This is a genomic window from Dyadobacter sp. HNCC25DJ186, assembly GCF_056895235.1.
Genome location: NZ_JBXHAS010000001.1, coordinates 754,384 through 778,677 on the forward strand (window position 1 = coordinate 754,384; position 24,294 = coordinate 778,677).

A 24,294-nucleotide genomic window follows, 5' to 3' on the forward strand; every position below is an offset into this window, starting at 1 on the left:
ATCATTATTAATACCTGCAAGCTAAAAAGAGACTGCCGAAAAACATAATCCCACTACATTTTGACAAACTCCACACGGCGGTTATTCGCCTTACCTTCTGGCGTTGTATTTGCAGTAGCAGGTTCACTTTCACCTTTTCCGTCTGTTTCCAAACGTGATTTATCAATTCCGAAATCTTTCGATAATGCTTCCTTTACAGATTCTGAGCGCTTTTTTGATAACAACAGATTGGCACCATCGTCACCATCGGCGTCTGTATGGCCGATAATTTTCACTTTCACGCCAGGATTTTCAGTCAATACGTTTGAAATATCTTTTAATACCCCGAAAGATTCTGGCTTAATCGTTGCTGAATTTACGTCAAACAATATCCCCGTCGTTGAAAACTTTCCCTCGGTGATCAATTTGCTACGTGTGTCCGGAGCACCAACGGCCAGCCTCAAACCAGATATATAAAACCGGTCTGTATCCTGACTATATCCCTGATTACTGAAAGCAATGAAGTTGTAGTTTGTAGCAGCATTAAACGCTCTTGGCAGATCCCAAACCTTGAAATCATCAACATACAGACGTAACCTGGCTTTTTGCCGCCAGATGGAAACCTTGACAACATTGTGATCAGGAACGCTGAAAGCGGGAAAACTCTTGCTATTTTCCATGATCGATTCGCCCTGATTATCAAAAATGTCGAATGTTGCAGACCCTTGCCGGCCACCAGCGGCGTGCGGGTGAAGCCCTAACTCAACACCTTTTGCTTTCTTTCCGTCGTACCATTGCCAGTTAGAAAAATTTCGAACAGGATCGGCAAGTTCGGCAAAAACAGTCCTGAGCGCTCCTGAATAAAAGCTGAATTCAGAAGTGGTTGCCAGATTAAATTCAAGCGTAAAATTTTCAGGCAACTGTTTAACAAATTCAGGATAAAAAACCCCTTCCGGACCAAGCATCAACCATTTCCCTTCTGTTCCGGCAATCGTTACAATTTCCCCGGACGAATTGGTATTCCATTTAGCTGGAAAATCCCCAATTGCGTCCTGCGAAAAATCTTCCACGGCAACAACTTTTTCTCCCGGGATAAAATCGAATTTACTGTATGAAATTAGTGTAGGTTTTCCAGTGGTAACCGAACCATTAGATGCTGTCCCGGCATTAGCACCTTCGCTGTTTTTGGCCTCATCAGACTCCGATTTTTGAGAATTCGCCTCTTTTTTGCCTTTCTTATCTTTTTTCTTAAAGAGACCACCTATTCCTTCTTCAACTTTATCAAATCCCTTATCAACTGCCTGGTCTACTTTTCGGTTTGCCCGGTTCTCTGCTTGTCTTTCAATTACCCGGGATGGCTCGTTGATACGAATTTGTGATTTTGAAACCAATGCACAACTGGTCAAAACAATTAATAATGGTAATTTTTTATTCATAATAATCAACAGATAAATTTGAAACGTTGAAACATATCAGATAAAATTACAAAATAACTTTCTTTAATTCTACTGGAATTGAGTTATCGGTTTCCGGATATTCTGGTTTTTCAGTCATGCCGTTTACGAGGAAGATCGTAAATTGCAGCGCATTTTTAAACGTCGCATGAATTTCAATTTCGAAACCAAATCTGTCTCCTTACGTGAAGGCCGTCGCATTTATTTTTCTTCCGATTTTCACCTGGGTGTACCTTCTGTTGAAAAAAGCAGAGACCGGGAAAGATTAATTGTAAAATGGCTTGAATCCATCGAACACGATGCACAGATTATATTTCTCGTTGGCGACATTTTTGATTTCTGGTTTGAATATGGGCATGTGGTTCCAAAAGGTTTTACCAGACTTTTGGGAAAACTTGCACAATTATCAGATCGTGGCGTTGAGCTGATTCTCTTTACCGGCAACCATGATATGTGGATGTTTGGGTATCTTAAAGATGAAATTGGTGCGACGATCTACCGTAATCCTGTCAATTTCCAAATCACTGATTATACCGGCAATAAAAAATCAATTTTAGTTGGCCATGGCGATGGTCTGGGGCCAGGTGACCATGTATATAAAATCCTGAAACGAATATTTGAGAATAAGTTTTTCCAGGGCGTATTTCGGTTTGTCCACCCGGATGTTGGAATCTGGATCGCCAACGAATGGTCAAAACGAAGCAGAATCGCAAATATCAATAAAGGTGAAGAAAAGTTTATGGGAGACGATTATGAATGGCTGCTCGTGTATTGTAAAGAAGTGGAAAAAGAGCAGCATCATGATTTTTACATTTTCGGACACCGCCATCTCATGCTGGACCTTACTGTAAACGAGAGGAGCAGATACATTAATTTAGGGGAGTGGGTGACTAAGCAAGCACATCAGGCTTATGTAACTTTTGATGGCAAAACTTTGGAATTGAAACAATTTCAATAGGCCTTTATGTCAGGGCTTTCCGAAGGTCTCATTTTTGAATACGTCCTGTTTGTTGATGCTTTCCATAGGAGAATCATTCAGCTCTTTTCGCCATTCTTTCGGTTTTAAATCACCGTTTTTAACTGACTTGATAAATTTTGCCCAGGCAAATGGATTCAGGAACTGAAAGGTCGGCGCAAAGTTTTTTCCAGCCGCCGACTCTCGCCCAAACAATTGCTGATCCATCGTATTACGGTAATTGGTTTGCGCATTGTTAGGAACCTGTGCTGCCATTTTTTTAATATATTCAGCATCCGTACTTTTTGCCAATGCATCCCGATCAGCCTGATCGGGCAATTTCATTGCTAAAAGTGCTCTTTTAAAATCTTCTTCCGAGGAGTAAGGATATATTTTGACCTCCGAAAGCATCATCACATCCTCGTGCAGCGAAATAATGGCTGAGTAAGTCCCCGCATTATAATTTCTTGGAATTACCTGATATTGTTTTTTATAACCCACATAACTATACACAATACTATCACCGGGAAATACATTGATCGTAAACGAACCGTCATTTCCGGCTAACCTGCCTGTTCCGGCTTTGGGAATAAATATATAAGCGCCTGGTAAGCGGACCGTCGTTTTCTCTCCAACTACAACGCCCGTAAAAACAATAGCCTTCTGCTCTCCTTGCGCGTACAGATTGTGCACACCAACAACACAAATAAAAATGAGTAAATTTTTTAAAACAGCGTTTTTCATTTTTTTCTGTTTGCTGGTTATAATCTGACTTATGGTAGACAGGATTTTTCTTCAAACTTAATCAATCCATATCCGAAAAACTTGTAACAAAAAAATCCAGCCCTGCCAGGGATGGATTTTAAGGTTTTTTAACAAATATCAGCGCTATTTCTCCTCCTTTTTCGGATTTTCAAATTCTTCGTTTTTCTTCAGAATATCCTGACGGGTGATACTTTCCCGGGGGGCATTGTTCAGTTCCTTGCGCCAGTCCTTTTGTTTTAAATCACCATTTTTAACTGACTTGATAAAATTAGCCCAGGCAAATGGGTTCAGGAATGGAAACGTGGTTGCAAACCCTTTTCCAGCTGCTGATTCTCGGCCAAAAAGCTGCTGATCCATCGTATAACGGTAATTAGTTTGTGCATTGTTAGGCACCTGGGCTGCCATCCGGTTGATATAATCTGGATCCGTACTGCGTGCCAAAGCATCTCGATCTGCCTGATCAGGAAGTTTCAGCGCTAAAAAAGCTTTTTTGAATTCTTCCTCAGTGCTCCACGGATAAATCTTAACCTCCGAAAGTAAATTCACATCCTCCCGCATCGCTACAATGGCGGAGTAGGTATCAGCGTTATAATTTCTGGGAATTATATGATATTGCTTCTTGAAACCAACGTAACTATACACAATACTGTCGCCGGGAAATACTGGAATAGAAAAATCACCCCTGCCGTCTGCCAAGGTACCTTTTCCGGCTTTTGGGATAAAAATGTAAGCCCCAGGTAATCTTTCGGTACTCTTTCCTCCTACCACTGTCCCATTAAAAATGATCGCTTTTTGCTCTCCTTGCGCATAAAGTTCTTGTCCAAAAAGCACGCTTGCCAGGATCGCAAAATATATTAAAATTCTTTTCTTCATTCTTTCAAATCGTTAGTCAGCATTGAAACCTCAAAATCAGAATGCTGCAAAGGGTTAGTATTGATTAAATCAACTTTAATAAATTTGTAAAACTTCGTCCAATTAAATCTGTAAAAAAGCGTACCTCTTAGTCGAAAACGTAGAAAAACAGAAAGCATTGCTTCCATTGAGACTAATCTCATACTTAGGAAAACAATTTTAAAAACGTTACAATAAAAGGCGCAGAAAGCAGCAATCCATCGAAACGATCTAAAAATCCTCCGTGTCCGGGAATACTGTTTCCCGAGTCTTTGATCGCGATACTCCGCTTAAACAGGGATTCGACCAGATCGCCATAGGTACCAACCACCACAATAATTGCACCGATACAATACCACTTCCATGGTTCGAAGGTACGGAAATAATGACCCAGGACAAATGCAATGATGGCTGCAAAAGCAGCACTTCCCATGGCGCCTTCCCATGATTTTTTAGGGGAAATTCGCTCAAAAAGTTTCCTTTTGCCAAATTTAGTCCCGGCAAAATAACCGCCTATGTCCGATGCCCAAAGTAAAAGCAAGCTCCCTAACACGATTTCATAGTTATAAACACCGCCACGCATGGCCATTACTATGATTAAAGAGAAAGGCAGCGCAACGTAAATTATCCCCAAAAAAGTAAAACCAATATTTGTAAAGGGTTTCAGGTCATTCTTTTTATATAGTTTGATAAAAAAGATCATCGACAGTAAAGGACTGATAATGAAGTAATTTTCAAACGAAACGAGGTCTTGTTCTATAAGGTACGCCAATAACATCATAACTGTGCCACAGAAGGTACCATAATATGTCAAAGGCTGATTTCCGTCGAGACCTAATAACTTATAAAATTCAAGCTGGGTCAGCGAACTGATTGTACAAAACAATAATAAAAAACTCCATTCACTGTAAAGGATACAGCCAAGAATTATTACAAATCCAATGAGCCCGGTGATTGTCCGCTGTTGTAGATTACTCAGATTCTGTAAGGGAGTCTTCATTCGCTAAGATGGTTTGAGCCTGAACAAAATCTGTCATGGGAACATGTACCTCGCATGCTCCAAAAATCGGATAACTGCTATCCTGTTTGTTGACAATGACAGCAGCAATTCCATTTTGCTCCAATATTTCTCTGGCAATTTCCGCCCGGATCATCTGTCTGGTAGTATATACCTTTCCCCAATTTTCGTCCATAAAGTTATTCCCTGCAAGTTCTATGCCTTCGCCTGTGTTTTAATTAATTGTGATAAATTTAAGCCAAAGATTTTTCTTTGGTTCCCGATTTTCTGATTTCGAATAAAATAGCAGTGGTCAGGACAATGGAGGCTAAAATCGCCGTCATCGGCATTACCTTAACTTCTTCAATATTGGTATCCAAAACTTTGATGTTGTATAAAAACATCATAACGAGGACAAATCCGTTGTTTACAAAATGTGCTAAAATCGCCACTGAAAGCCTGCCCGACCAATAATACAAATAGCCAAACAGCGCCCCTAGTATCATACGCGGCAAAAACCCGTAAAACTGAAAGTGAATGGCGCTGAAAATCGCTGCCGAAACCCAGATTGCAATATGAACATTAGCCCAATGCTGTGCAAGTTTACGTTGTATAATCCCACGAAACAATACCTCTTCACCCAAAGCGGGAAGAAGCACAACTACAGTGAGGGCAACAATAAGCTGCCATATTTCCTGATAGTTGGTCATGAACTGCGTGAGCATGGCATTCTGGTCTTCCTTTTCCCGCATCCATTGTTCCAGGCCCGACCAGGATTCAGGAAAAACCATATTGGAATTCCATTCAATAAACTGGCTGTTGATGGGTATAAAAGCCAGAACGACAACTGCCGCCAGAAACCATACGGTCGACGCAGGTTTTCGTCTGAAATTGAAATCTTTGAAATCCTTACGTTCCATGTAAAACCAATACAGAAGCGAAGGAAGAAGGTAGGAAAAGAAGTGAACGGTTCCTTGCAAAACCATCATGGAAATCCATCCATTCGGAACATTTTCCGGGTCAGCAAATAAAGTTGTTAATAAACCGGTAATACTATTTGCATCAGAACCAGTTACCAAAGCAAGAATCAGAATTGCCAGTACATTCCCGACAGCCATTCCAATAAGCACGAAACCAATCAACACCAATATACCTCCCAACGTACCGGGCACTCGTGTATGTACCAAATTTGAATAACTTTTAAGCATAATTGGTGTAAATTTACAGCTAATTATGAATTTAAAAATAACGAGTGACTGTTGAGAGATAAGAATCGTTTAAAAATGACGTTTAAAATTCTGTTTCCAATCGAAACTTGACCCATAATACATGGTAAAAATAGGTAAAATAGAACTTGGCGATTTCCCGCTTTTGCTTGCTCCGATGGAGGATGTAAGCGATCCGCCATTTCGGGCTGTTTGCAAGGAAAATGGCGCGGATTTGATGTATACTGAATTCGTTTCTTCTGAGGGATTGATCCGTGATGCAGCAAAAAGTGTTCAAAAACTGGATATTTTTGAATATGAAAGACCGGTCGGTATCCAGCTTTTTGGCAGTGATGTAGAAACGATGGGCTCTTGTTCAGAAATCGCATCGAGAGTCAATCCCGATCTGATTGATATAAATTATGGTTGTCCTGTAAAACAGGTTGCGTGCCGTGGTGCGGGTGCTGCTTTGCTGCAAGATATCCCGAAAATGGTGCGAATGACGGATGCCGTCGTAAAATCAACACATTTGCCGGTCACAGTAAAAACCCGTCTTGGCTGGGATGAGAGTACAAAAAATGTTCAGGAAGTAGCTGAAAGGTTACAGGATATTGGCATTCAGGCACTTTCCGTACACGGGAGAACGCGTGTGCAAATGTATAAGGGCGAGGCAGACTGGACATTAATTGCTAAAATCAAAGACAATCCCAGAATCAACATTCCAATTTTTGGAAATGGCGATGTGGATACTCCTGAAAAAGCACTGGAGTATAAAAATCGTTTTGGCGTAGACGGAATTATGATCGGGAGAGCGACAATCGGGAATCCCTGGATTTTTAATGAAATAAAACATTTTGTTAAAACCGGTGAAAAACTTGCCCCTCCTACACTTGCTGAACGCGTTGCCGTTTGCCGCCGACATTTAGAATTCTCGATCCGCTGGAAAGGCCCGATTGCGGGCGTTTTCGAAATGAGACGCCACTATACAAACTATTTCAAAGGACTTGAACATTTTAAACCTTTCCGCATGCGGCTTGTTCAGGGTATGACTTTCGAAGAATTGGATCAGATACTAAATGAAGTTGTTCATGAATTCAGCGAAGCGGTATGCTAAAAGTTAAAGTAGGCGGCAAAACCATCGACAACGGGTTTTCCGACGACATATCTTTTGAAATAAAACAACTTGAAGATCAATGGCTGATCGGTGATAACATTTTTGACGGCGATGTAGTCAGGATTAGTGAAAATCTATATCATGTAATCTGGAAAAACCGCTCTTTCAACGTCGAAGTTGTAGAATCAAATGTTGCTGAAAAAACTTTCAAACTTCTGATCAACGGGAATCTTTACGAAACTTCTGTCAAAGATCAGTTTGATCTGTTGCTTGAAGGACTCGGTATGCAAGCTACGGCTGTCAAGAAAATAAACAACATCAAAGCACCAATGCCCGGACTTATCCAGTCTATCGCTGTGGAACCAGGCCAGGAGGTACAAAAGGGTGAAACATTACTGGTTTTGGTTGCGATGAAAATGGAGAATATTATCAAGTCAGCCGGTGACGGAGTTGTGAAAACTTTAAAGGTTGTCCCCGGAGAAATAGTTGAAAAAAATCAGGTATTGATAGAGTTTCAATAAAATCCTTGGTAATCTGAACCACCTACGCTTATTTTTACAGAAAAAAACACCAACAACCATATCATGCCCGAACCAAAATACAAACGTATCCTTCTCAAACTTAGCGGAGAAGCACTCAACGGTGGAGATAAAACACAGGTTATCGACTTCAATATCCTTGACAGCTATTCAAGCGAAATCAAAAGAATTGCAGATGCCGGTGTGCAAATCGCAATTGTCATTGGAGGGGGAAATATATTCCGTGGGGCGTCAGTAGAAAAATCTGGTATTGATAGAGTTCAAGGCGACCATATGGGCATGTTAGCCACTGTAATCAACGGAATGGCTATTCAGAGTTCCCTTGAAAAACATGGTATGCGTACGAGATTGATGTCGGCAATAAAAATGGAGCAAGTTTGCGAACCGCTTATCCGTCGCCGCGCAGTTCGTCACCTTGAAAAAGGCCGTATTGTGATATTCGGAGCAGGAACAGGTAATCCCTATTTCACAACAGATACAACAGCCGGACTTCGTGCGATTGAATCAGAATCAGAGGTTGTATTAAAAGGAACACGCGTGGACGGGGTTTACACAGCCGATCCTGAAAAAGATCCCCTGGCGACAAAGTATACACAGCTTAGCTTTGACGAGGCTTTGTCAAAAAATCTTAAAATCATGGACCTTACCGCCTTTACGCTATGTAAAGAAAACAATGTCCCGATCATCGTTTTTGATATGAACAAGCCAGGCAATCTATACGATCTTGTCATGGGTGGGCAAGTTGGGACTTTGATATCGAATTAATCTCAATTTTCAAAGAAATATATGCAGCGCATCGAAGTCAAAAATTTTGGCCCATTAAAAGACATAAACCTTGAAATCAAGGATTATATGGTTTTTATTGGGCCACAGGCTTCGGGAAAAAGCACGCTGGCAAAGTTGATTTATTTTTTTTGGAAGGTTGAAAGTGATATATTCAGAAAGGAAATTATTCCAAATTACATCATTTCTAAAATTTCCGATTCTAATTTCAATGAAAATAGTAGTATCGAGAAGTTAACAGCTCGAATTCGCGAATTGTTTTTCAACATCTTCCCCACTTATCGGAATGGACAAATAGAGTTTGTTTATTCAAGTGGTGCCAATATTCAAATCGATGTCGTTCGATTGTCTGAGAGACTAAATAATGACATCATTATAGATGATTCCTTCTTTGTTGATTTAAACTCATTTAAAGATAAAATCGGAATTATGGAGAGCGATGGACTCTTTTTTGTGGACGAAAAGGATGCGCCAAAAAAACGACCAAAGAATCAATTAGAATTTCTTTCTGACATGTTACTTGGCAATATGTTAGATGATCACACAGGAAACATAAATCTGGAAATAATATTTATTCCGGCTGGTCGTAGTATTCTTTCTTTGCTTTCCAATGCCTTAACTTTTCTCGACAATAACAACTTAGATTACTTTAATGAACATTTTATAAAGTTCACGAATAAGGTGAGGAAATTTTTAACTTCTCCTGATCATAATAATCTTTTTGGCAGGAATGCTATACTAGCACCGGATAGAGGCGAGGAAGATATTTATTCCCTAAGTAATAAATTGTCATTTAGAGTTTTAAAGGGAGATTTCCATATAAGCGATAATAGTGACGGCATCATGCAATATCATAACAATTCAGGTTATGTTGTTCCATTAAAACATACTTCTTCGGGTCAACAAGAGTCTTCTTGGCTAATTAACGTCATTCAATACATCCTGGCACACTCTGATGTAAACAATTACGACATGATAATCGAGGAACCAGAAGCTCACCTGTTCCCAGACGCACAACGTGACATGACAAAACTAATCACTTTGTTAAATAGTGCTGAATCAGATAATAAAACCAGATTAATCGTCACCACACACAGTCCGTACATTCTAGCTACCCTTAATAACTCTATTAAAGCTTACACTACTGCTCAAATAGAAAACAAGTCAGAGGAAGTCGAAAAAATCCTCAGCAAAGAATTCTGGATAAATCCGGAAAATTTGTTCGTTGGGTTTATGAATAAGAGTGAAGGTGAAGACAATTTTGGAATACAGGATATTTTCGATCAGGAATTAGGCCTAATTGATCACGAAGTTTTGGATAAGGTTTCTGACGATATCATTAGACAATTCGATGAACTATTGGATATTCAGTATAGCGAATGAGTGAGAGTTGTAATCCTTTTGACGAAGTTGAATTTAACGAATGTCAGGAATATGCTGATCGCAGATCGATAATAAGCGTTAAAGATGATCGAGCCAAATCGGAATATATACTAAATAATGCAAAAAGAAATTTAATAATAAAATTAAGAGTAGACAACTGTTTAATCAAAGCATCTGACAGCAAGAAATGTGACTTTTTAATTTTAGATTGCTCTGATAAAATTGTCTACTTTATTGAATTAAAAGGAGGAGATTTGGGTGGAGCAATTGACCAAATTAAATCAACAGTTCAGATATTAGCACCCAGATTGAGAGATTTTCAGTTTTGTTGCCGAATTATCCAGACGCAAACAAATAAAACTACGCAGCCTAAATACATTGATAAACTAAGCAGTTACCTAAAAAAGAACCACAAAGCAAATAGCCAATTCAAGGTGGCTGACTTAATCAGAATTAAGAGTAGAGAATATACTGAAACAATAGAAAGTTACCAATGGAAGAAATAGAATTATATCTGGAAGACGCCAAGGACACAATGGAAGGTGCTGTCAAGCACTTGATTATTGAATTAGGAAAAATACGCGCCGGAAAAGCATCACCTCAAATGCTGGATGGCCTCCAGATCGAATACTACGGTTCAATGACTCCTTTGTCAAACGTGGCAACGATCAATACGCCGGATGCAAGGACCATCGCGATCAGGCCTTTCGAGAAGAAAACGATTAATGATATTGAAAAAGCGATCCGTAACGGAAATCTTGGTTTTGCACCTTCTAATGATGGTGAAATGATCCGCATTTCTGTTCCGCCTCTTAACGAAGAACGTCGCCGTGAACTTGCAAAACGCGCGAAAAACGAGGTGGAAACTGCAAAGATCAACATCCGTAACATTCGTCAGGATGCTAACAATTCGCTTCGGAAATTGACAAAAGAAGGTGTTGCTGAGGATTTGGTAAAAGTAAGTGAAGACCGTGTACAGCAGCTTACAAATAGTTTTGTATCAAAAGTTGAACAAATACTTGCTGCTAAGGAAAAGGAGATTATGGAAGTCTAATTTTGGCTATCGGCTTTCAGCAGTCGGCTTTCAACTGGACAACAAAAAATCCCGTAGAAGTATCTGCGGGATTTTTTGGTTATTATTTATAAAACTCTTTTCTCTACATCTAGCCGACAGCCGATTGCTGATGGCCGACAGCCAAAAAACTATTCTTCCTTCTTAAAAGTCTCAAAACCTCTATGGTTTGATTCTTCATATAATCTTTCTTTCGGCAGACTGCGGAAATAATCATAAGTAATTTTCAGACCTTCTTCACGGGAAACTTTTGGCTCCCATCCCAGAATTTCTTTTGCTTTTGTAATATCCGGCTGGCGTTGTTTCGGATCGTCTTGTGGAAGATCTTTGTAAACTACTTTTTGATCAGTTCCGGTTAACGCAATAATTTCCTCTGCAAACTCCTTAATTGTAATTTCAGAAGGATTTCCAATATTCACTGGCAAAGTATAATCGCTCAACAACAGTCGGTAGATACCTTCAACAAGATCATCTACATAACAGAATGCACGCGTTTGAGAACCGTCTCCAAAGATTGTGATATCCTCTCCACGTAATGCCTGTCCGATGAATGCCGGCAATACACGTCCGTCGTTCAATCGCATTCTAGGTCCGTAAGTGTTGAAAATACGGACAATACGTGTTTCCACTTCGTGATAACGGTGGTAAGCCATCGTGATCGCTTCCTGGTAACGTTTTGCTTCATCATAACAACCTCTCGGTCCGATCGGGTTAACATGTCCCCAATACTCTTCTGTTTGCGGGTGAACCAATGGGTCACCGTAAACCTCAGAAGTAGAAGCGATGATAAAACGTGCTTTTTTAGCCAGAGCAAGTCCTAACAAATTATGAGTTCCCATCGCACCAACTTTCAAAGTCTGGATAGGAATTTTCAGATAATCGATCGGGCTGGCTGGCGACGCGAAGTGCATGATATAATCCAATTCTCCTGGAATATGCACGTATTTTGTAACATCGTGATGATTAAATTCGAAATTTGGATTTGGCATCAGATGTTCAATATTACGCAAATCACCTGTGATCAGGTTGTCCATTGCGATAACATACATGCCTTCTTTTAAGAATCGCTCACAAAGATGCGACCCTAAAAAACCTGCCGCTCCGGTTATTAATACACGCTTCATGAATTATATTATTAGATTTTGAGATTATACTGCGAGATCCGAGATATTAAAAAATTGAGATTCCTGAATTAATTCATGTATCAAACATAACTTAATTCACGGAATCTCTATCTCAAAATCTTAAATTATGATACTTTTTCTCTACCAATACTGAAATAAGTATAACCCATTTCGCGCATTGTGCTTAGTTCATAAAGATTACGTCCGTCGAAAATTACTTTATTTTTCAACAATTTTCCCATCTTCTCAAACTCAGGCGTACGGAACTGCGGCCATTCTGTGAAGATCATTAACGCATCTGCATCATCCAGAGCTGCATAAGGCGTGTGGCAGAAAGTAACCTTATCCCCCAGAATACCCTTTACATTTTCCATTGCTTCCGGATCATAAACGGTAACTATTGCGCCTGCTTCAAGCAAAGCTTCGATATTTTCCAAAGCCGGAGCTTCACGAATATCGTCTGTATAAGGTTTGAAAGCCAAGCCCCAAACTGCAATTGTTTTTCCTTTCAGATCGTTGTTGAAGAAATTATTTACCATCGGTAAAAGTTTTTTCTTCTGATCGTAATTTACTTCCATAACCGACTTCAAAATTCTGAAATCGTAGTCATAATCTGCGGAAGTTTTTGCCAAAGCCTGTACATCTTTCGGGAAACAGCTTCCACCATAACCGATACCTGCAAAAAGGAAACGTTTGCCAATACGGCTATCTGTTCCAATACCACGACGAATATCATCAACATTAGCACCCACTTTTTCGCAAAGGTTCGCGATCTCGTTCATGAAAGTAATTTTCATGGCAAGGAAAGAGTTGGCAGCATATTTAGTCATTTCCGCAGAACGCTCGTCCATAAAAATAACCGGATTCCCCTGACGTACCAATGGCGCATAAAGTTTTTCCATTACTTTTTTAGCTTTTTCAGAAGTTGTCCCCACCACAACGCGGTCAGGCTTCATGAAATCTTCAACAGCAACACCTTCACGTAAAAATTCAGGATTCGATACTACATCAAATTCAACTTTGGCATTTTTAGCGATTGCAGCATGTACTTTTTCAGCAGTTCCAACGGGAACAGTACTTTTATCAATAATAACCGCGTAGTTTTCCAATATGTGACCCAAATCATCAGCCACTTTCAGGATGTATTTCAAATCAGCAGATCCGTCTTCGCCCGGAGGGGTTGGAAGCGCCAAAAAGATCACTTCTGCATCCTTAATACCTTCGGCAAGATTTGTTGTAAATTGTAAGCGGCCTTCCGCCACGTTACGGTCAAAAAGTACGTCCAGTCCTGGTTCGTAAATTGGAATATCACCGTTCAACATACGCTCAACTTTCTTAGCGTCGATATCCACACAAAATACCTGATTCCCTGTTTCGGCAAAACAAGTCCCTGTTACCAAACCTACATAACCGGTTCCTACTACTGCTATTTTCATAAAATTTTAATAATAATATAGCTGCGATGAAAAATATTTCAATAATTCAAAATTGCACTTTATTAAGCCAGGTGGCTCTCAATAGTAACAAAAGTAATTTTTTTAAATGAATCCCTCCTCTTATTAGGATCATTTGTTTTTAATCGGTAAATTAAATATGTTCATTTCATCTTATAATTGAACAAAACATATCTTTCATCAACAAAATACTATCATGAACACACAATTGGTCGAAAATTCAAGATCCGATACCCGCTCAATGATCGAACAATCTGTACGTGACTTTGCTGCCAGGGAGATCAAACCTAACATCAGCGTTTGGGACGAGGACCAACTTTTTCCAAAAGATGTCTTTCGGAAACTTGGAGAACTGGGTTTGATGGGCATGTTGGTACCGGAAGAATTCGGAGGAGCCGGCCTGGGTTATGACGAATATGTTACCGCAATCATTGAACTTTCAAAGGTTGATCCTTCTATCGGACTCTCCATGGCGGCGCATAATTCTCTCTGCACAAATCATATCTTAATGTTCGGCAGTGACGAGCAAAAAAAAGAATATTTACCCAGATTAGCTTCCGGCGAATGGCTAGGCGCATGGGGCCTGACCGAACCAAACACAGGTTCTGACGCCGGTAATATGCAAACTGTCGCTGTTATCGATGGAGACGGCTGGAAAATAAACGGATCGAAAAATTTTATCACCAATGGCAAAAGCGGAGATGTAACCGTGCTGATCGCCCGAACGGGTGAGCCAGGTGATAAGCATGGCGCAACTGCATTTATTATACCACAGGGTACTCCTGGATTTACGGCAGGCCGAAAAGAGAATAAACTGGGCATGCGGGCATCTGAAACTGTTGAGTTAATTTTTCAGGACTGCCATATACCTGACAGTTTTAGAATCGGTGATGTAGGAGAAGGTTTTATTCAATCTCTAAAAGTGCTGGACGGCGGCAGAATTTCCATCGCGGCTCTTGGTGTGGGAACTGCGGTTGGCGCATACGAAGCCGCATTGGCCTATTCAAAAGAACGGAAACAATTTGGAAAATCTATTTCTGATTTCCAGGCGATCGCCTTTAAATTAGCCGATATGTACACGGATATTCAGGCTTCTTCATTATTGACATATCATGCCGCATCAATGAAAGACCGCGGGGAAAAGGTGACGCTGGCAAGTTCTGTTGCAAAATACCATTCATCAGAGACAGCCGTCAGGGTTGCCAATGAAGCGGTTCAGATATTTGGGGGATATGGTTTTGTTAAAGATTATCCCGTAGAAAAATTTTATCGCGACAGCAAACTTTGTACGATTGGCGAGGGAACGAGCGAGATCCAGAAAATGGTTATTTCAAAGGAAATTTTAAGAGATTAAAAGTGCCATCCATCCCGTAAAATTACCGACGGACTTCTTAATTGTTCGTTGGTAATACATCCTTAGGAATCTGGCAGGTACGGGGTTATTTTCGTACTACACCAAATCAAAATCGGCTATGACTCCTTTGTTAGTTTTATTGGTTCTTGTAATACTCACTATTCTGATGACGGTAAAAGTCGTACCGCAACAGACAGCTTATATATTAGAAAGATTAGGTAAATTTTATGGCGTTTTACAACCAGGTATCAATTTTATAATTCCCTTCTTTGACCGCATTGCCTACAAATACACGCTGAAAGAATCTGCGATAGATATTCCCGAGCAAATCTGTATCACCCGCGATAACGTGCAGGTCCGGATGGATGGTGTTATTTTTATTCAGGTTATTGACCCCAAAAAAGCGGCTTATGGTATTGCTGACTATACCTTTGCCGTCATTCAGTTGGCGCAGACTACTATGCGTAGCGAAATAGGTAAGCTTGACCTGGACAAAACTTTTGAAGAACGAATGATCATTAACCGCGCTGTCGTTCAATCCATTGATGATGCTGCGATTGGCTGGGGTGTAAAAGTGCTTCGTTATGAAATAAAAAATATAACACCACCGCAAAGTGTATTGATCGCGATGGAAAAACAAATGCAGGCTGAACGTGAACGCCGCTCGGTCATTTTACAGTCGGATGGTGAAAAACAAGCTGCAATTAATGTAGCCGAAGGTCAAAAACAAAAAGCAGTTCTTGAATCTGAAGGTGTGCGTTTGCGTCAGATTAACGAGGCCGAAGGTGAGGCTGCTGCTTTAAGATCGGTCGCAGAGGCTACGGCCGAAAGTATCCGGCTGGTTGCCGCCGCCATTCAAAATGAAGGTGGCATGGAAGCCGTTCAACTAAAAGTCGCCGATAACTTTGTTGAACAATTTGGGAAACTGGCAAAGGCTGGAAACACTTTGATCCTTCCCGCTAACCTGGCCGATATGGGCTCAATGGTTGCCTCGGCCATGGCTATTGTTAAATCTTCCGAACCAAAGAAATAATTATGGATTTGTCGTTGCCACAAATATGGATGATTATCGGACTGCTGATGCTGGTTGCAGAGCTGGTAAGTGTTGCATTGGTTTTTGTATTTTTCGCAGTCGGAGGGTTGGTGACAGCACTTCTGGCGGCGGTTGGTCTTTTACCAACTCTTGAATACCAGATTATTGCTTTTTCGCTCATCTCAATTCTGACACTTATCATTTTCCGAAAACATGCCAAAAATCTGATGGAAACCCGACGAGGAAAACATCAGGAATATACAGAATTCGTTGGAGAAACTGCCATGGTGATCAGGGAAATACCTTCAAATGGCTCAGGTAAAATATACTATCGCGGTGCAGAATGGAGTGCAACTTCCGCTGATCATCATGCAATTGAAGCTGGCAGTAAAGTAGTAATCCAGCGAACGGAAGGTATTACTTTGGTGGTGGAGGAGTCTTAGGTTATCTATTTTTTGTGTACATAAATATAGTAAAGGGCGATTTCGAAATATTCGAAATCGCCCTTTACTATAAAAACGAATTATTTTATTTCTTCAAAGCCTCCTCAACAGGATTTCCAATATTCCCGCTTGGTGGTAAAATATGCAATAAGGAAGCAATTGTTGATGCAATATCCGAGACAGACGTACGTCTTAGAGTTTCTCCTTTATTAATCCCCCATCCAAACATTGCAAATGGCACCTGTGTGTCGTAGTTATAAGGAGTTCCATGAGAAGTTCCTGTGGCACTGCCATAAAACCATCCCGGCTGTGTGATAATCTGAATATCACCGCTCCGTTTCGCATTCACATTATTTTTGTAAAGTTCCAGCTGATAAGTGTTCAACGGCGTCCTGCCCATATCTGTCAGGTTGATGATATCAGCAATGCCGTCAACTTGCAAAAGCGACTCTCTCACCACATCGAAAACCTGGCTTACAGAAAGTTTTTTCTTTTTCAGCAACACGTGATTCAGGTACAACTGGTTGTTTTCAGAGCTTGCAATGTAAACACCCTCTCCAAAAGCTTCGTTTAGATTCTTTTTTACGATATCTCCCAACACGGTTCTGTTAGCAAGTCCTGCTGGCAATTTATGCGCTTTGGCAAAACCCGGAACGTCCACTACACCGTGGTCAGCTGTAAGGAAAACGGTATAATTCCCCTTTCCTGTCCAGCTATCAAGAAATGCAAATAACTCTGCAAACTCCCGGTCAAGCTTTAAAAAGTCATCTTCCTGTTCAATGGAATTAGGACCGGCCATGTGCCCGATTTTGTCAGGTGTTGAAAAACTAACCGCAAGAAAGTCTGTATCACTACCCTTCCCCAATTTCTCACCTTTAATCGCTTCTATCGCCATTTCCTTGGTAATTGTGTTACCCCATGGCGTCGTTGTAACGGTTCCAAAAGCATCACCTGCAAAACCGGCAAGTTCAAATGGGAAAACAGGTTTTTTAACGCCTGGAAGCATTCCTTCCCAAGCCATATCATCGGGTGTACTTTGCGTATACGTTTCAATTGGATTTAATGTTTGCCAGCCTTTTTTCATATATTCCGAAGGCATTTTTTTTGCATTATAATCCTTAGCCCACTGCGGCAATTCCTCCATGTAAAAGGTGCTCGTCACCCAGTTCCCGGTATTTGAATCAAACCAGTATGAGCCGTTTGCAGTATGACCGGCAGGTAAAATAGATCCGCGGTCTTTAATAGAAATACCGATCGTTTTGGAGCGAAAATTGGTAGCAATTCTCAACTGATCTGTCACGGTACTTGTCAAAAGATTGCGCGGAGACATTTTCCCTACACTGACATTGTTGCTTCCAACCGTTTTTACCGTGCTGTCTTCTACACAATACACGCCTTTTGAATTGACCTGATCATACCACTCATTACCTATAATCCCATTAATGGCAGGAATCGAGCCCGTATAAATGGAAGCGTGGCCCGCAGCGGTTACGGTCAATGCATAACTGTAATGATTATTCCGGCAATTAAACCCTTCATTCAGAAAGCGCTTAATTCCGCCTTCTACATATCTATCATAATAGCGATATAAATAATCGTAGCGCATTTGGTCGACTACAATACCGACAACCAATTTCGGTCTTGCAATCGTTTTTGTATTTGTGACAGTCGTTTTTTTTGGTGTCTGGGCAGCAACAGAGCATGTCGCAAGAACACCGATTACCCAGAAAGTTAATTTTTTCACGTTTCAGGAATATTGATTAATTGATGTCAAATGTATATTAAAAAATTAAAAAAGGGCATGGTTTTAGTGGCATTTTAAGATGCGTATTATCGATTATTTCCATAAATGTACATAACAACTGGGGCTGCATTGAAAATCTCGGCGGCAATATTGTTCCAAAGATATACTTCGGAAGCGTTGTTCAGGACTAATTTGCTTTAACAAATAATTACCTTTTTCGTCGAACCCGAATGTTGTTTCATGATTTTAAATCCGGAAAATGAAATGACAGACACATTATTGATCGATATTTACGGACTGGCTGCCACGTTTGTCATACCTACTTCTGTATATGTAAATTGAATCCAAACAGCTATCTTCAATTATTTTTTAAACCAATGGGAATTCAGAAATAAGATTCTCAGTTTTGTTATTATGATCAAAAAAAATTTAATGTCGCCCCGCGCAAAAGCAAGTCTGATTTTAGTTCTTTTTGCCGGATTTCTTGCTTCTTGTAGTTCGGGTATCCCAATATCGACAAGTAAGAAATATCCTATTGAAGTTTTGTATGAAAATGAATCGCTTGATCGGCCCTATTCAGAAATTGGCTGGGTTGAAATCAGCAGTGAAGATTCACTGACGCCACGACAGACACAAGATAAGAAAATGATGTATCGTGGAAATGACGCAGATACAAAAGAACTTCTTGCGGCAAGACTTGTTATGAAAGCTCAAAAAATCGGTGCGAATGCGCTTATCAATGTGCAGTATAAATATTACACGTCAGTAAAAAAGGAAGGTTATATCATGAAAGGTTTGGCCGTAAGATACCGGGGCGAATAACCTGGTATAGACCTTTTTTATTTTTAAGTTAAATTTTCAGTCATTTATGCTTTTCACTGCCGAACTTTCAAACATGCCTGTTGAGGCTGAATCGAGGGTAATCGTTCGTTTTCAGGACTGCGACCCGCTCATGCACCTGAACAATTCCAAATATTTCGAATATTTTTTCAATGCCCGTGAAGACCAGGTTTCAAAACTTTATGGTTTTAGTTTTGAAGCCATGTTTCGGGAATTGAAAACAAGCTGGGTTGTCTACCAACATCAGATCGCCTATGTCCGTCCGGCCCTCATTAGTGAGTGGACGCGCATTACTTCCCGGGTTATTCATTACAATGAGGATACGATGGTCACGGAGTATTTTATGACCAACGATCAGCGGACCGAGCTGAAAACGCTGTTGTGGACGACTTCAAAACATATCAGCATTGTCACCGGGAAGAGAGTGCCGCATCATCAGGAAGTAACGGATTATCTTGCAGCGACTTGTGTTCCAAATATTGATTTTGTGAATCTGGAATTTAACAACCGCATTCATCAGATTAAACATGAGCTTTCGGCAGGAGCTAACGCATAAGTTCCTTTCTGGAAATCAACTTATTATTACTGGTATCACTTTCCGTAGAATCCGGAACCGGGATGACATACGGCACCTGCAGCTCAACCGGTTTTGGCATTGCCTTAAATCGGTTAAAACTGTGTGTAAATTGCATACTTACCCCACCTGTCGTCAACGTACTATTCAGATAAAGTGAGTTTTGAATATTTCGGTTATAGGCTTTTGCCCTGACAGAACCATTTGGCGTAAGCCAGTATTCCAGCGTCCACTCTCCTAATATACTGGTAGCATCATACTGGTTGGCTCCCGTGACACCGGAACTTATCCGGCCATCCCGCGTGATACGGAAACGGTCATTAAGAAAACGGTATGAAAATCTAAGCTGTAAGTTGTTCAATGCATTCTGATCCAATGAAAGTCCGCTGACACCCACTTCCAGATTTTCATTAATTGTTGATGCCCAACGACTTATCTGATTGGAGACTAGTTCACTGATACTATTTCCGACAAAGTTCTGGTTTGTCGTGGTATTTGCTTCCGGCAATAATTGATTGACGACCAGCAAACTGCTCACCTGCCGGCTTAACTCCTGCTCATCTGATTTCAGTTTGGTCTGGAACGCTTCAAGCTGTCCACGCAGATTGCTTAATGAAGGATTATCAAGTATTTCCAGGTCATATTTGATCTGAGGCGACATCAGCCTGTCAGACAGCGCGATCGTAACTTCTACCGGATAACGGCGGGATAAGGTCGCTGCTTCTGAATTATTAAGGCTTGAAGTATTTGGAAGTACACCTGCAAGGGAAACCAATTGCCTGTATCCGGTTTTGACATCCAGTTGAGCGCCATAAGGATCACCGGACCAAACAATCCGACTGCCTGGTTTGATCGTGAATTTCTTATTGATGATATTTTGTAACGTAAAGTTATAGTCTCCTTTGTCAATTTCATAGGTACCGACCATCGTAAAATCGCCTTTGGTATCAATATTCAAATTCAAACGTCCGCTTCCGTTTGCGCGGATAATATCGCCGGTCTGGCGATCGAAAATGATCTCGCAAGTTGCGTCAGGCGTCAGATTGAAGTTGAAGTTCATTTTAATTCCGCCTGCCACTTTGCTTTGCTGGGAATCTGGATCAGAAGTTGTGCTATCCTGTTTTAGTATTTGACTGACAAACTGAATGTAATCCTGGGTAGCAACTTCCGTGGCACCATCCAAGGGGATATAAATTTTGGTATTTTTATTACTTGTAACATTCGCCTCAATATTCATATTATCAATTGGTCCATAGACATTGACCGGGCCGGTAACATACGCAGTTCCGTAAAACATATCGTTGTCTTTGGAAGCAGTATTCAGAATTTTAAAATTCCGGAGATCAGCATTGAAACCTAAACTGAAATATTTAAATCCATCATGAAAAACCCCGCCCCGAAGTGAAGCTGTATTACCATCCGGGTCCGTTAAAGTGATATTATTAACCGTTATCTCACTTTCAGAAAAATTGATTTTATCACTAAATGTAAACACAGATTGCAGATAATCGAATTTCATCCGGCCTTTCTCAACCATAATCGATCCGTCGAGAACAGGTGCGTTCAACGTGCCTTTTATTTGAACCGTTCCCTGCGCTTTTCCACTCACGTTTGAAACCAACTCTTCGGAAAAAGGCTCCAAAGCTTTGAAATCCATATCGTTAAAAATAGCTTTCAGATTTAATGTATTGGCTTTCAATTTAGGCCGGTATGAACCTACTAAACTAAAAATACGCCGGGCATCCTTATTCAGTTCAGCATCAATTTGCAGCTGACTATCCATTTGATCCCACTCACCAGTTCCCGCAAAATTCCCAAACTCGTAATTCGCATATCCAAGACTCTCAACATTGAAGTCTGCATCTAAAACAACACTGTTATAAGCATCGCGCATTTTTGCCGAGCCATCCATTATTCCGGCAAGCTTGGTGTTAAAAACAGGATTTAGTGTGCCTAATTTGAAGTTTTTAATATCAAAAAGTAAGGTTCTTTCCGGGTTTGAAGACAATGTACCATTAACCGCCAAACGCTGTCTGCCGTTAATTAATCCCAGATTACTAAATGTTATGTCCCGCCCAACGATTGAAATCAAACTATTGGCAGGCATGTTCCATTCTTCATCCAGCAAATTCAGTTTGGAGTTTTTAAAACTTATGTCAAGACCTGCGGGTAAAAAGCGAATTTCGCCTGCAAGATTGGCAAGATTGGTACTGCTTACCTGACGAATACCTCCATTGAAATCGATATGATCCACGTCCCAGGTACCTTCCAGTTCGAGCTTTTCAGTTGGAACGAGCGCACTCATCTGCTGTTTACTGGAAGTCACCAAAACGGATGCAAGTACTTCCGCACTGTTCACAAATTTCGAAGTGGTAACATCTACTTCCGTTTGTATAAACTGGTTATTTCCGTAACGCGCTGTATCGGCAGTTGCAGTTAAAGTAATAAAAGCCGTGTTGTCCATTTTGAATTTTCCCTCCGCTTTTGAGCCATGAGAAACGTAAACATCCGGACTTAAAAATGCCAGAAACTGACCTATATTTTTTGTTTCAACTTCATAGTCAATCTCATATTTTCTCAACAATGCCTTTTGCTCTTTTTTTACATAATAGGCATTACGGTCAGATTCATTCTCAAAAAAGTAAAGCTGATACTCTGATAAAACCTGATTAATATCCTTCCAGGCTTGTGTCGGAACAAAATCACCTTCAGCCTTGGCAGTCAAAAATTCACTTTCCAGATTTAAGATACGCTTATCCAGTTTTTGGCGGGAGGAAAAAAGCAATGTATCAATCACCAGATTTCGTTCCTTATTGGACGTGATCAGATAAGTATTTAAAAGCTTGGCATCACCCACCAGTTCATCGACCGTGTTACCAGTAACTTTTACATCCAGCTCCGTTCGAAGCGTAATCGCTTCTTTTGTGAAACCTAAGGGAAGGAGATTTGCTTTTTCTATAATCCCTTGCAGATCAAAGGAATTTTTAGGCTTCGATAAATCGAATTCACCTTCCAGGTTGACAACCAGATTTGAATCTTTTGAGCTTACCAATCCGTTAAAATACTGGTTCTGCAAATTTCCTTTTAAAGCAATATTCCTGTAATCATAGTTTTTAAAACCAACCCGGCTAACAACCGCATCCATGTTCGTCGACGCATAAGCGAGGTCTAATCCTTTTCCGTGAATCGTTCCCGAGAAATCAAGCCGCTGCCACGTTTCCGGTTGATCGATCAATTTACCGATTTCAAAATCCGTCGTTTCAATATCGCCGGAATACGTTGTCGTTTTTTCGTCAGAAATATGGAATACAAGATCACCAGCCGCTTTCCCAAGTTCGGAAGAGACAGATGCTTTTACGTCAAAATCTTCAATCGTTCCCTTGAAAGTTCCATCCAGCAAGGTTGTTCCGAACTTCTGTAAAGTTTCATGCGATTTCCATTCCGGATAATATTGTACGAGATCCAGCGGTAAAATTTTGGATAACGACAATTTAATATCCATCAGCGGATCATGATCCGGTAATCCTTTAAAACCTAAATCCCCTATTAAACGGCTTCCCTGACCAAACCTGATATCAGCACCTGACAATTCAAAATCGTCTACGCGGCCATTGAAATCCCCAGAAACTTTCCAGGTTTCGTTAAGCCTGTCTACATATTCCGAAAACAAACCAAGATCTGCTGAATTGATTCGGGTATCAGTAAAATGGCCTCTCAGAAAAACTTTATGGTTGAAGTCGCCAAGGTCTCCCGAGCGATTGTAATGAAAAGTAATGTCATCACTGATAAAAGAATTTCCGATTTTCGCACTCAGCTCTTTCAACTCCATTTTCTTTTGACAGAACAAAAACCGGGTATCCATATCATGCATTTTCAAACCTGTCTGCTTATCGATGGTTTTCATGTTGCGGGCAAGAAATGAAATTGTGTCTCCCTGAGCGAGAAAATCTTTCAGTTCTGCATTAAGTTTATTCAACTCAAAGTGTGAATAATCAAAAACTCCCGGGCTTTTATACTGCGGTTTTCTCGGGTCGTCATAACGGAAAGTTCCGTCAACAATTTTCGACTTGCCAATCGTAAAAGGTGTATTATTTTCAGGGGCATTAGCCGGGCGAGGCTTATTGGAGGATGTTAGTTCGACGATACGGTTGATAAATCCGTCAATATTTAAATCTCCGGTTTTGGGAGCAACAACCAGATGCACATCTGGTTGATATAGCGTAACTTCGTCAAGGTGAACTTCCTTTGCAGAATTTTGGATAATATTCTGCATGTTCAGATTAACGTCAATACGCCCAACGTCGATCATTTCTTGTTGGCTCGTATCTTTTACAGAAACGCCCTCCAGAGAAACCACATCAAACCATTTGATATTAACCCTTGTTATCTCAATGGGATAACCCATTTTCTCTGAAATTCTGGCGGTAGCAGATTGAACCAGAAATGTTTGAACCGAAGGAAATTGAACAGCAATGGTAACGATCCCCAACGCTAAAAGCGCGAAAATCATTAGCACAACCAGAACATTGATAATCGCCTTCAGGGATTTTAACATATATCGCTTCGCAGCAAATTCCTGCGTATCTTATCG

General features: G+C 40.5%; 22 protein-coding genes. 12 read left to right on the forward strand and 10 right to left on the reverse strand.

Going from position 1 to position 24,294, the window contains the following annotated elements:
- Nucleotides 1-53: 53 nt before the first annotated feature.
- A complete protein-coding gene (locus AC1XUO_RS03115; RefSeq protein ID WP_483328293.1) occupies nt 54-1,415 on the reverse strand; it encodes an OmpA family protein in 1,362 nt (453 codons plus the stop codon).
- Nucleotides 1,416-1,581: 166 nt separating this feature from the next.
- Here AC1XUO_RS03115 and AC1XUO_RS03120 point away from each other — a divergent pair, with 166 nt between their 5' ends.
- The gene (locus AC1XUO_RS03120; RefSeq protein ID WP_483328294.1) at nt 1,582-2,391 is read left to right on the forward strand and encodes a UDP-2,3-diacylglucosamine diphosphatase; all 810 of its coding nucleotides are present in this window, start codon (nt 1,582-1,584) and stop codon (nt 2,389-2,391) included.
- 9 nt (nt 2,392-2,400) lie between these two features.
- Here the strand turns inward: AC1XUO_RS03120 and AC1XUO_RS03125 are convergent, their stop codons facing one another.
- The 5 genes from AC1XUO_RS03125 to AC1XUO_RS03145 all read right to left on the reverse strand — a co-directional run bounded on the left by AC1XUO_RS03125 (nt 2,401) and on the right by AC1XUO_RS03145 (nt 6,249).
- Nucleotides 2,401-3,132 (reverse strand): carboxypeptidase-like regulatory domain-containing protein, encoded by a 732-nt coding sequence (locus AC1XUO_RS03125; RefSeq protein ID WP_483328295.1) that lies wholly within the window; start codon nt 3,130-3,132, stop codon nt 2,401-2,403.
- Nucleotides 3,133-3,276: 144 nt separating this feature from the next.
- Nucleotides 3,277-4,026, reverse strand: coding sequence for a carboxypeptidase-like regulatory domain-containing protein (locus tag AC1XUO_RS03130; protein ID WP_483328296.1), 750 nt, complete (start codon nt 4,024-4,026; stop codon nt 3,277-3,279).
- 184 nt (nt 4,027-4,210) lie between these two features.
- Nucleotides 4,211-5,044, reverse strand: coding sequence for a phosphatidate cytidylyltransferase (locus AC1XUO_RS03135; protein WP_483328297.1), 834 nt, complete (start codon nt 5,042-5,044; stop codon nt 4,211-4,213).
- Nucleotides 5,016-5,237: a putative signal transducing protein gene (locus AC1XUO_RS03140; RefSeq protein WP_235148648.1), complete on the reverse strand. Its 222-nt coding sequence runs from the start codon at nt 5,235-5,237 to the stop codon at nt 5,016-5,018. Before AC1XUO_RS03140 ends, AC1XUO_RS03135 begins: the two co-directional genes overlap by 29 nt.
- Before the next feature lie 58 nt (nt 5,238-5,295).
- Nucleotides 5,296-6,249, reverse strand: a complete 954-nt coding sequence (locus AC1XUO_RS03145) for a CPBP family intramembrane glutamic endopeptidase (protein ID WP_483328298.1) — start codon at nt 6,247-6,249, stop codon at nt 5,296-5,298.
- Between the two features lie 121 nt (nt 6,250-6,370).
- Between AC1XUO_RS03145 and dusB the strand changes: the two genes are divergently transcribed.
- The 6 genes from dusB (at nt 6,371) to frr (ending at nt 11,119) form a co-directional block, all read left to right on the forward strand.
- Nucleotides 6,371-7,360, forward strand: coding sequence for a tRNA dihydrouridine synthase DusB (gene dusB / locus AC1XUO_RS03150; protein WP_483328299.1), 990 nt, complete (start codon nt 6,371-6,373; stop codon nt 7,358-7,360).
- Complete coding sequence (locus AC1XUO_RS03155) at nt 7,354-7,881, forward strand: acyl-CoA carboxylase biotin carboxyl carrier protein subunit (RefSeq protein ID WP_483328300.1); 528 nt, start codon at nt 7,354-7,356, stop codon at nt 7,879-7,881. The genes dusB and AC1XUO_RS03155 overlap by 7 nt, the downstream gene beginning before the upstream one ends.
- 63 nt (nt 7,882-7,944) lie before the next feature.
- Nucleotides 7,945-8,664 (forward strand): UMP kinase, encoded by a 720-nt coding sequence (gene pyrH / locus AC1XUO_RS03160; RefSeq protein WP_483328301.1) that lies wholly within the window; start codon nt 7,945-7,947, stop codon nt 8,662-8,664.
- Between the two features lie 21 nt (nt 8,665-8,685).
- Nucleotides 8,686-10,065, forward strand: coding sequence for an AAA family ATPase (locus tag AC1XUO_RS03165; protein WP_483328302.1), 1,380 nt, complete (start codon nt 8,686-8,688; stop codon nt 10,063-10,065).
- Nucleotides 10,062-10,571 carry a hypothetical protein gene (locus AC1XUO_RS03170; protein ID WP_483328303.1) on the forward strand — a complete coding sequence of 170 codons (510 nt, stop codon included), beginning with the start codon at nt 10,062-10,064 and terminating at the stop codon, nt 10,569-10,571. Before AC1XUO_RS03165 ends, AC1XUO_RS03170 begins: the two co-directional genes overlap by 4 nt.
- The gene (frr, locus tag AC1XUO_RS03175; protein WP_483328304.1) at nt 10,559-11,119 is read left to right on the forward strand and encodes a ribosome recycling factor; all 561 of its coding nucleotides are present in this window, start codon (nt 10,559-10,561) and stop codon (nt 11,117-11,119) included. The genes AC1XUO_RS03170 and frr overlap by 13 nt, the downstream gene beginning before the upstream one ends.
- Before the next feature lie 149 nt (nt 11,120-11,268).
- On the opposite strand, the gene AC1XUO_RS03180 is transcribed toward frr, so the two are convergent.
- Both AC1XUO_RS03180 and AC1XUO_RS03185 read right to left on the reverse strand, forming a co-directional pair.
- On the reverse strand, nt 11,269-12,261 hold the full coding sequence (locus AC1XUO_RS03180) for a UDP-glucuronic acid decarboxylase family protein (RefSeq protein WP_483328305.1): 993 nt from the start codon (nt 12,259-12,261) through the stop codon (nt 11,269-11,271).
- A gap of 125 nt (nt 12,262-12,386) precedes the next feature.
- Entirely contained in the window at nt 12,387-13,697 is a 1,311-nt protein-coding gene (locus tag AC1XUO_RS03185; RefSeq protein WP_483328306.1) for a UDP-glucose dehydrogenase family protein, read from the reverse strand.
- Nucleotides 13,698-13,911: 214 nt separating this feature from the next.
- Between AC1XUO_RS03185 and AC1XUO_RS03190 the strand changes: the two genes are divergently transcribed.
- The 3 genes from AC1XUO_RS03190 to AC1XUO_RS03200 all read left to right on the forward strand — a co-directional run bounded on the left by AC1XUO_RS03190 (nt 13,912) and on the right by AC1XUO_RS03200 (nt 16,545).
- Nucleotides 13,912-15,069, forward strand: a complete 1,158-nt coding sequence (locus AC1XUO_RS03190) for an acyl-CoA dehydrogenase family protein (protein ID WP_483328307.1) — start codon at nt 13,912-13,914, stop codon at nt 15,067-15,069.
- 118 nt (nt 15,070-15,187) lie between these two features.
- Nucleotides 15,188-16,102: an SPFH domain-containing protein gene (locus tag AC1XUO_RS03195; RefSeq protein WP_235148639.1), complete on the forward strand. Its 915-nt coding sequence runs from the start codon at nt 15,188-15,190 to the stop codon at nt 16,100-16,102.
- Nucleotides 16,103-16,104: 2 nt separating this feature from the next.
- Nucleotides 16,105-16,545, forward strand: coding sequence for an NfeD family protein (locus tag AC1XUO_RS03200; RefSeq protein WP_483328308.1), 441 nt, complete (start codon nt 16,105-16,107; stop codon nt 16,543-16,545).
- Between the two features lie 85 nt (nt 16,546-16,630).
- Here the strand turns inward: AC1XUO_RS03200 and pafA are convergent, their stop codons facing one another.
- The gene (pafA, locus tag AC1XUO_RS03205; RefSeq protein ID WP_483328309.1) at nt 16,631-18,289 is read right to left on the reverse strand and encodes an alkaline phosphatase PafA; all 1,659 of its coding nucleotides are present in this window, start codon (nt 18,287-18,289) and stop codon (nt 16,631-16,633) included.
- A 432-nt stretch (nt 18,290-18,721) separates the two neighbouring features.
- Between pafA and AC1XUO_RS03210 the strand changes: the two genes are divergently transcribed.
- Both AC1XUO_RS03210 and AC1XUO_RS03215 read left to right on the forward strand, forming a co-directional pair.
- Nucleotides 18,722-19,111 (forward strand): hypothetical protein, encoded by a 390-nt coding sequence (locus AC1XUO_RS03210; RefSeq protein ID WP_483328310.1) that lies wholly within the window; start codon nt 18,722-18,724, stop codon nt 19,109-19,111.
- A gap of 46 nt (nt 19,112-19,157) precedes the next feature.
- Nucleotides 19,158-19,685 (forward strand): acyl-CoA thioesterase, encoded by a 528-nt coding sequence (locus AC1XUO_RS03215; RefSeq protein WP_483328311.1) that lies wholly within the window; start codon nt 19,158-19,160, stop codon nt 19,683-19,685.
- Here AC1XUO_RS03215 and AC1XUO_RS03220 read toward each other — a convergent pair.
- Nucleotides 19,675-24,258 (reverse strand): translocation/assembly module TamB domain-containing protein, encoded by a 4,584-nt coding sequence (locus AC1XUO_RS03220; protein WP_483328312.1) that lies wholly within the window; start codon nt 24,256-24,258, stop codon nt 19,675-19,677. The two genes, AC1XUO_RS03215 and AC1XUO_RS03220, sit on opposite strands and share 11 nt — an antisense overlap.
- Nucleotides 24,259-24,294 lie beyond the last annotated feature (36 nt).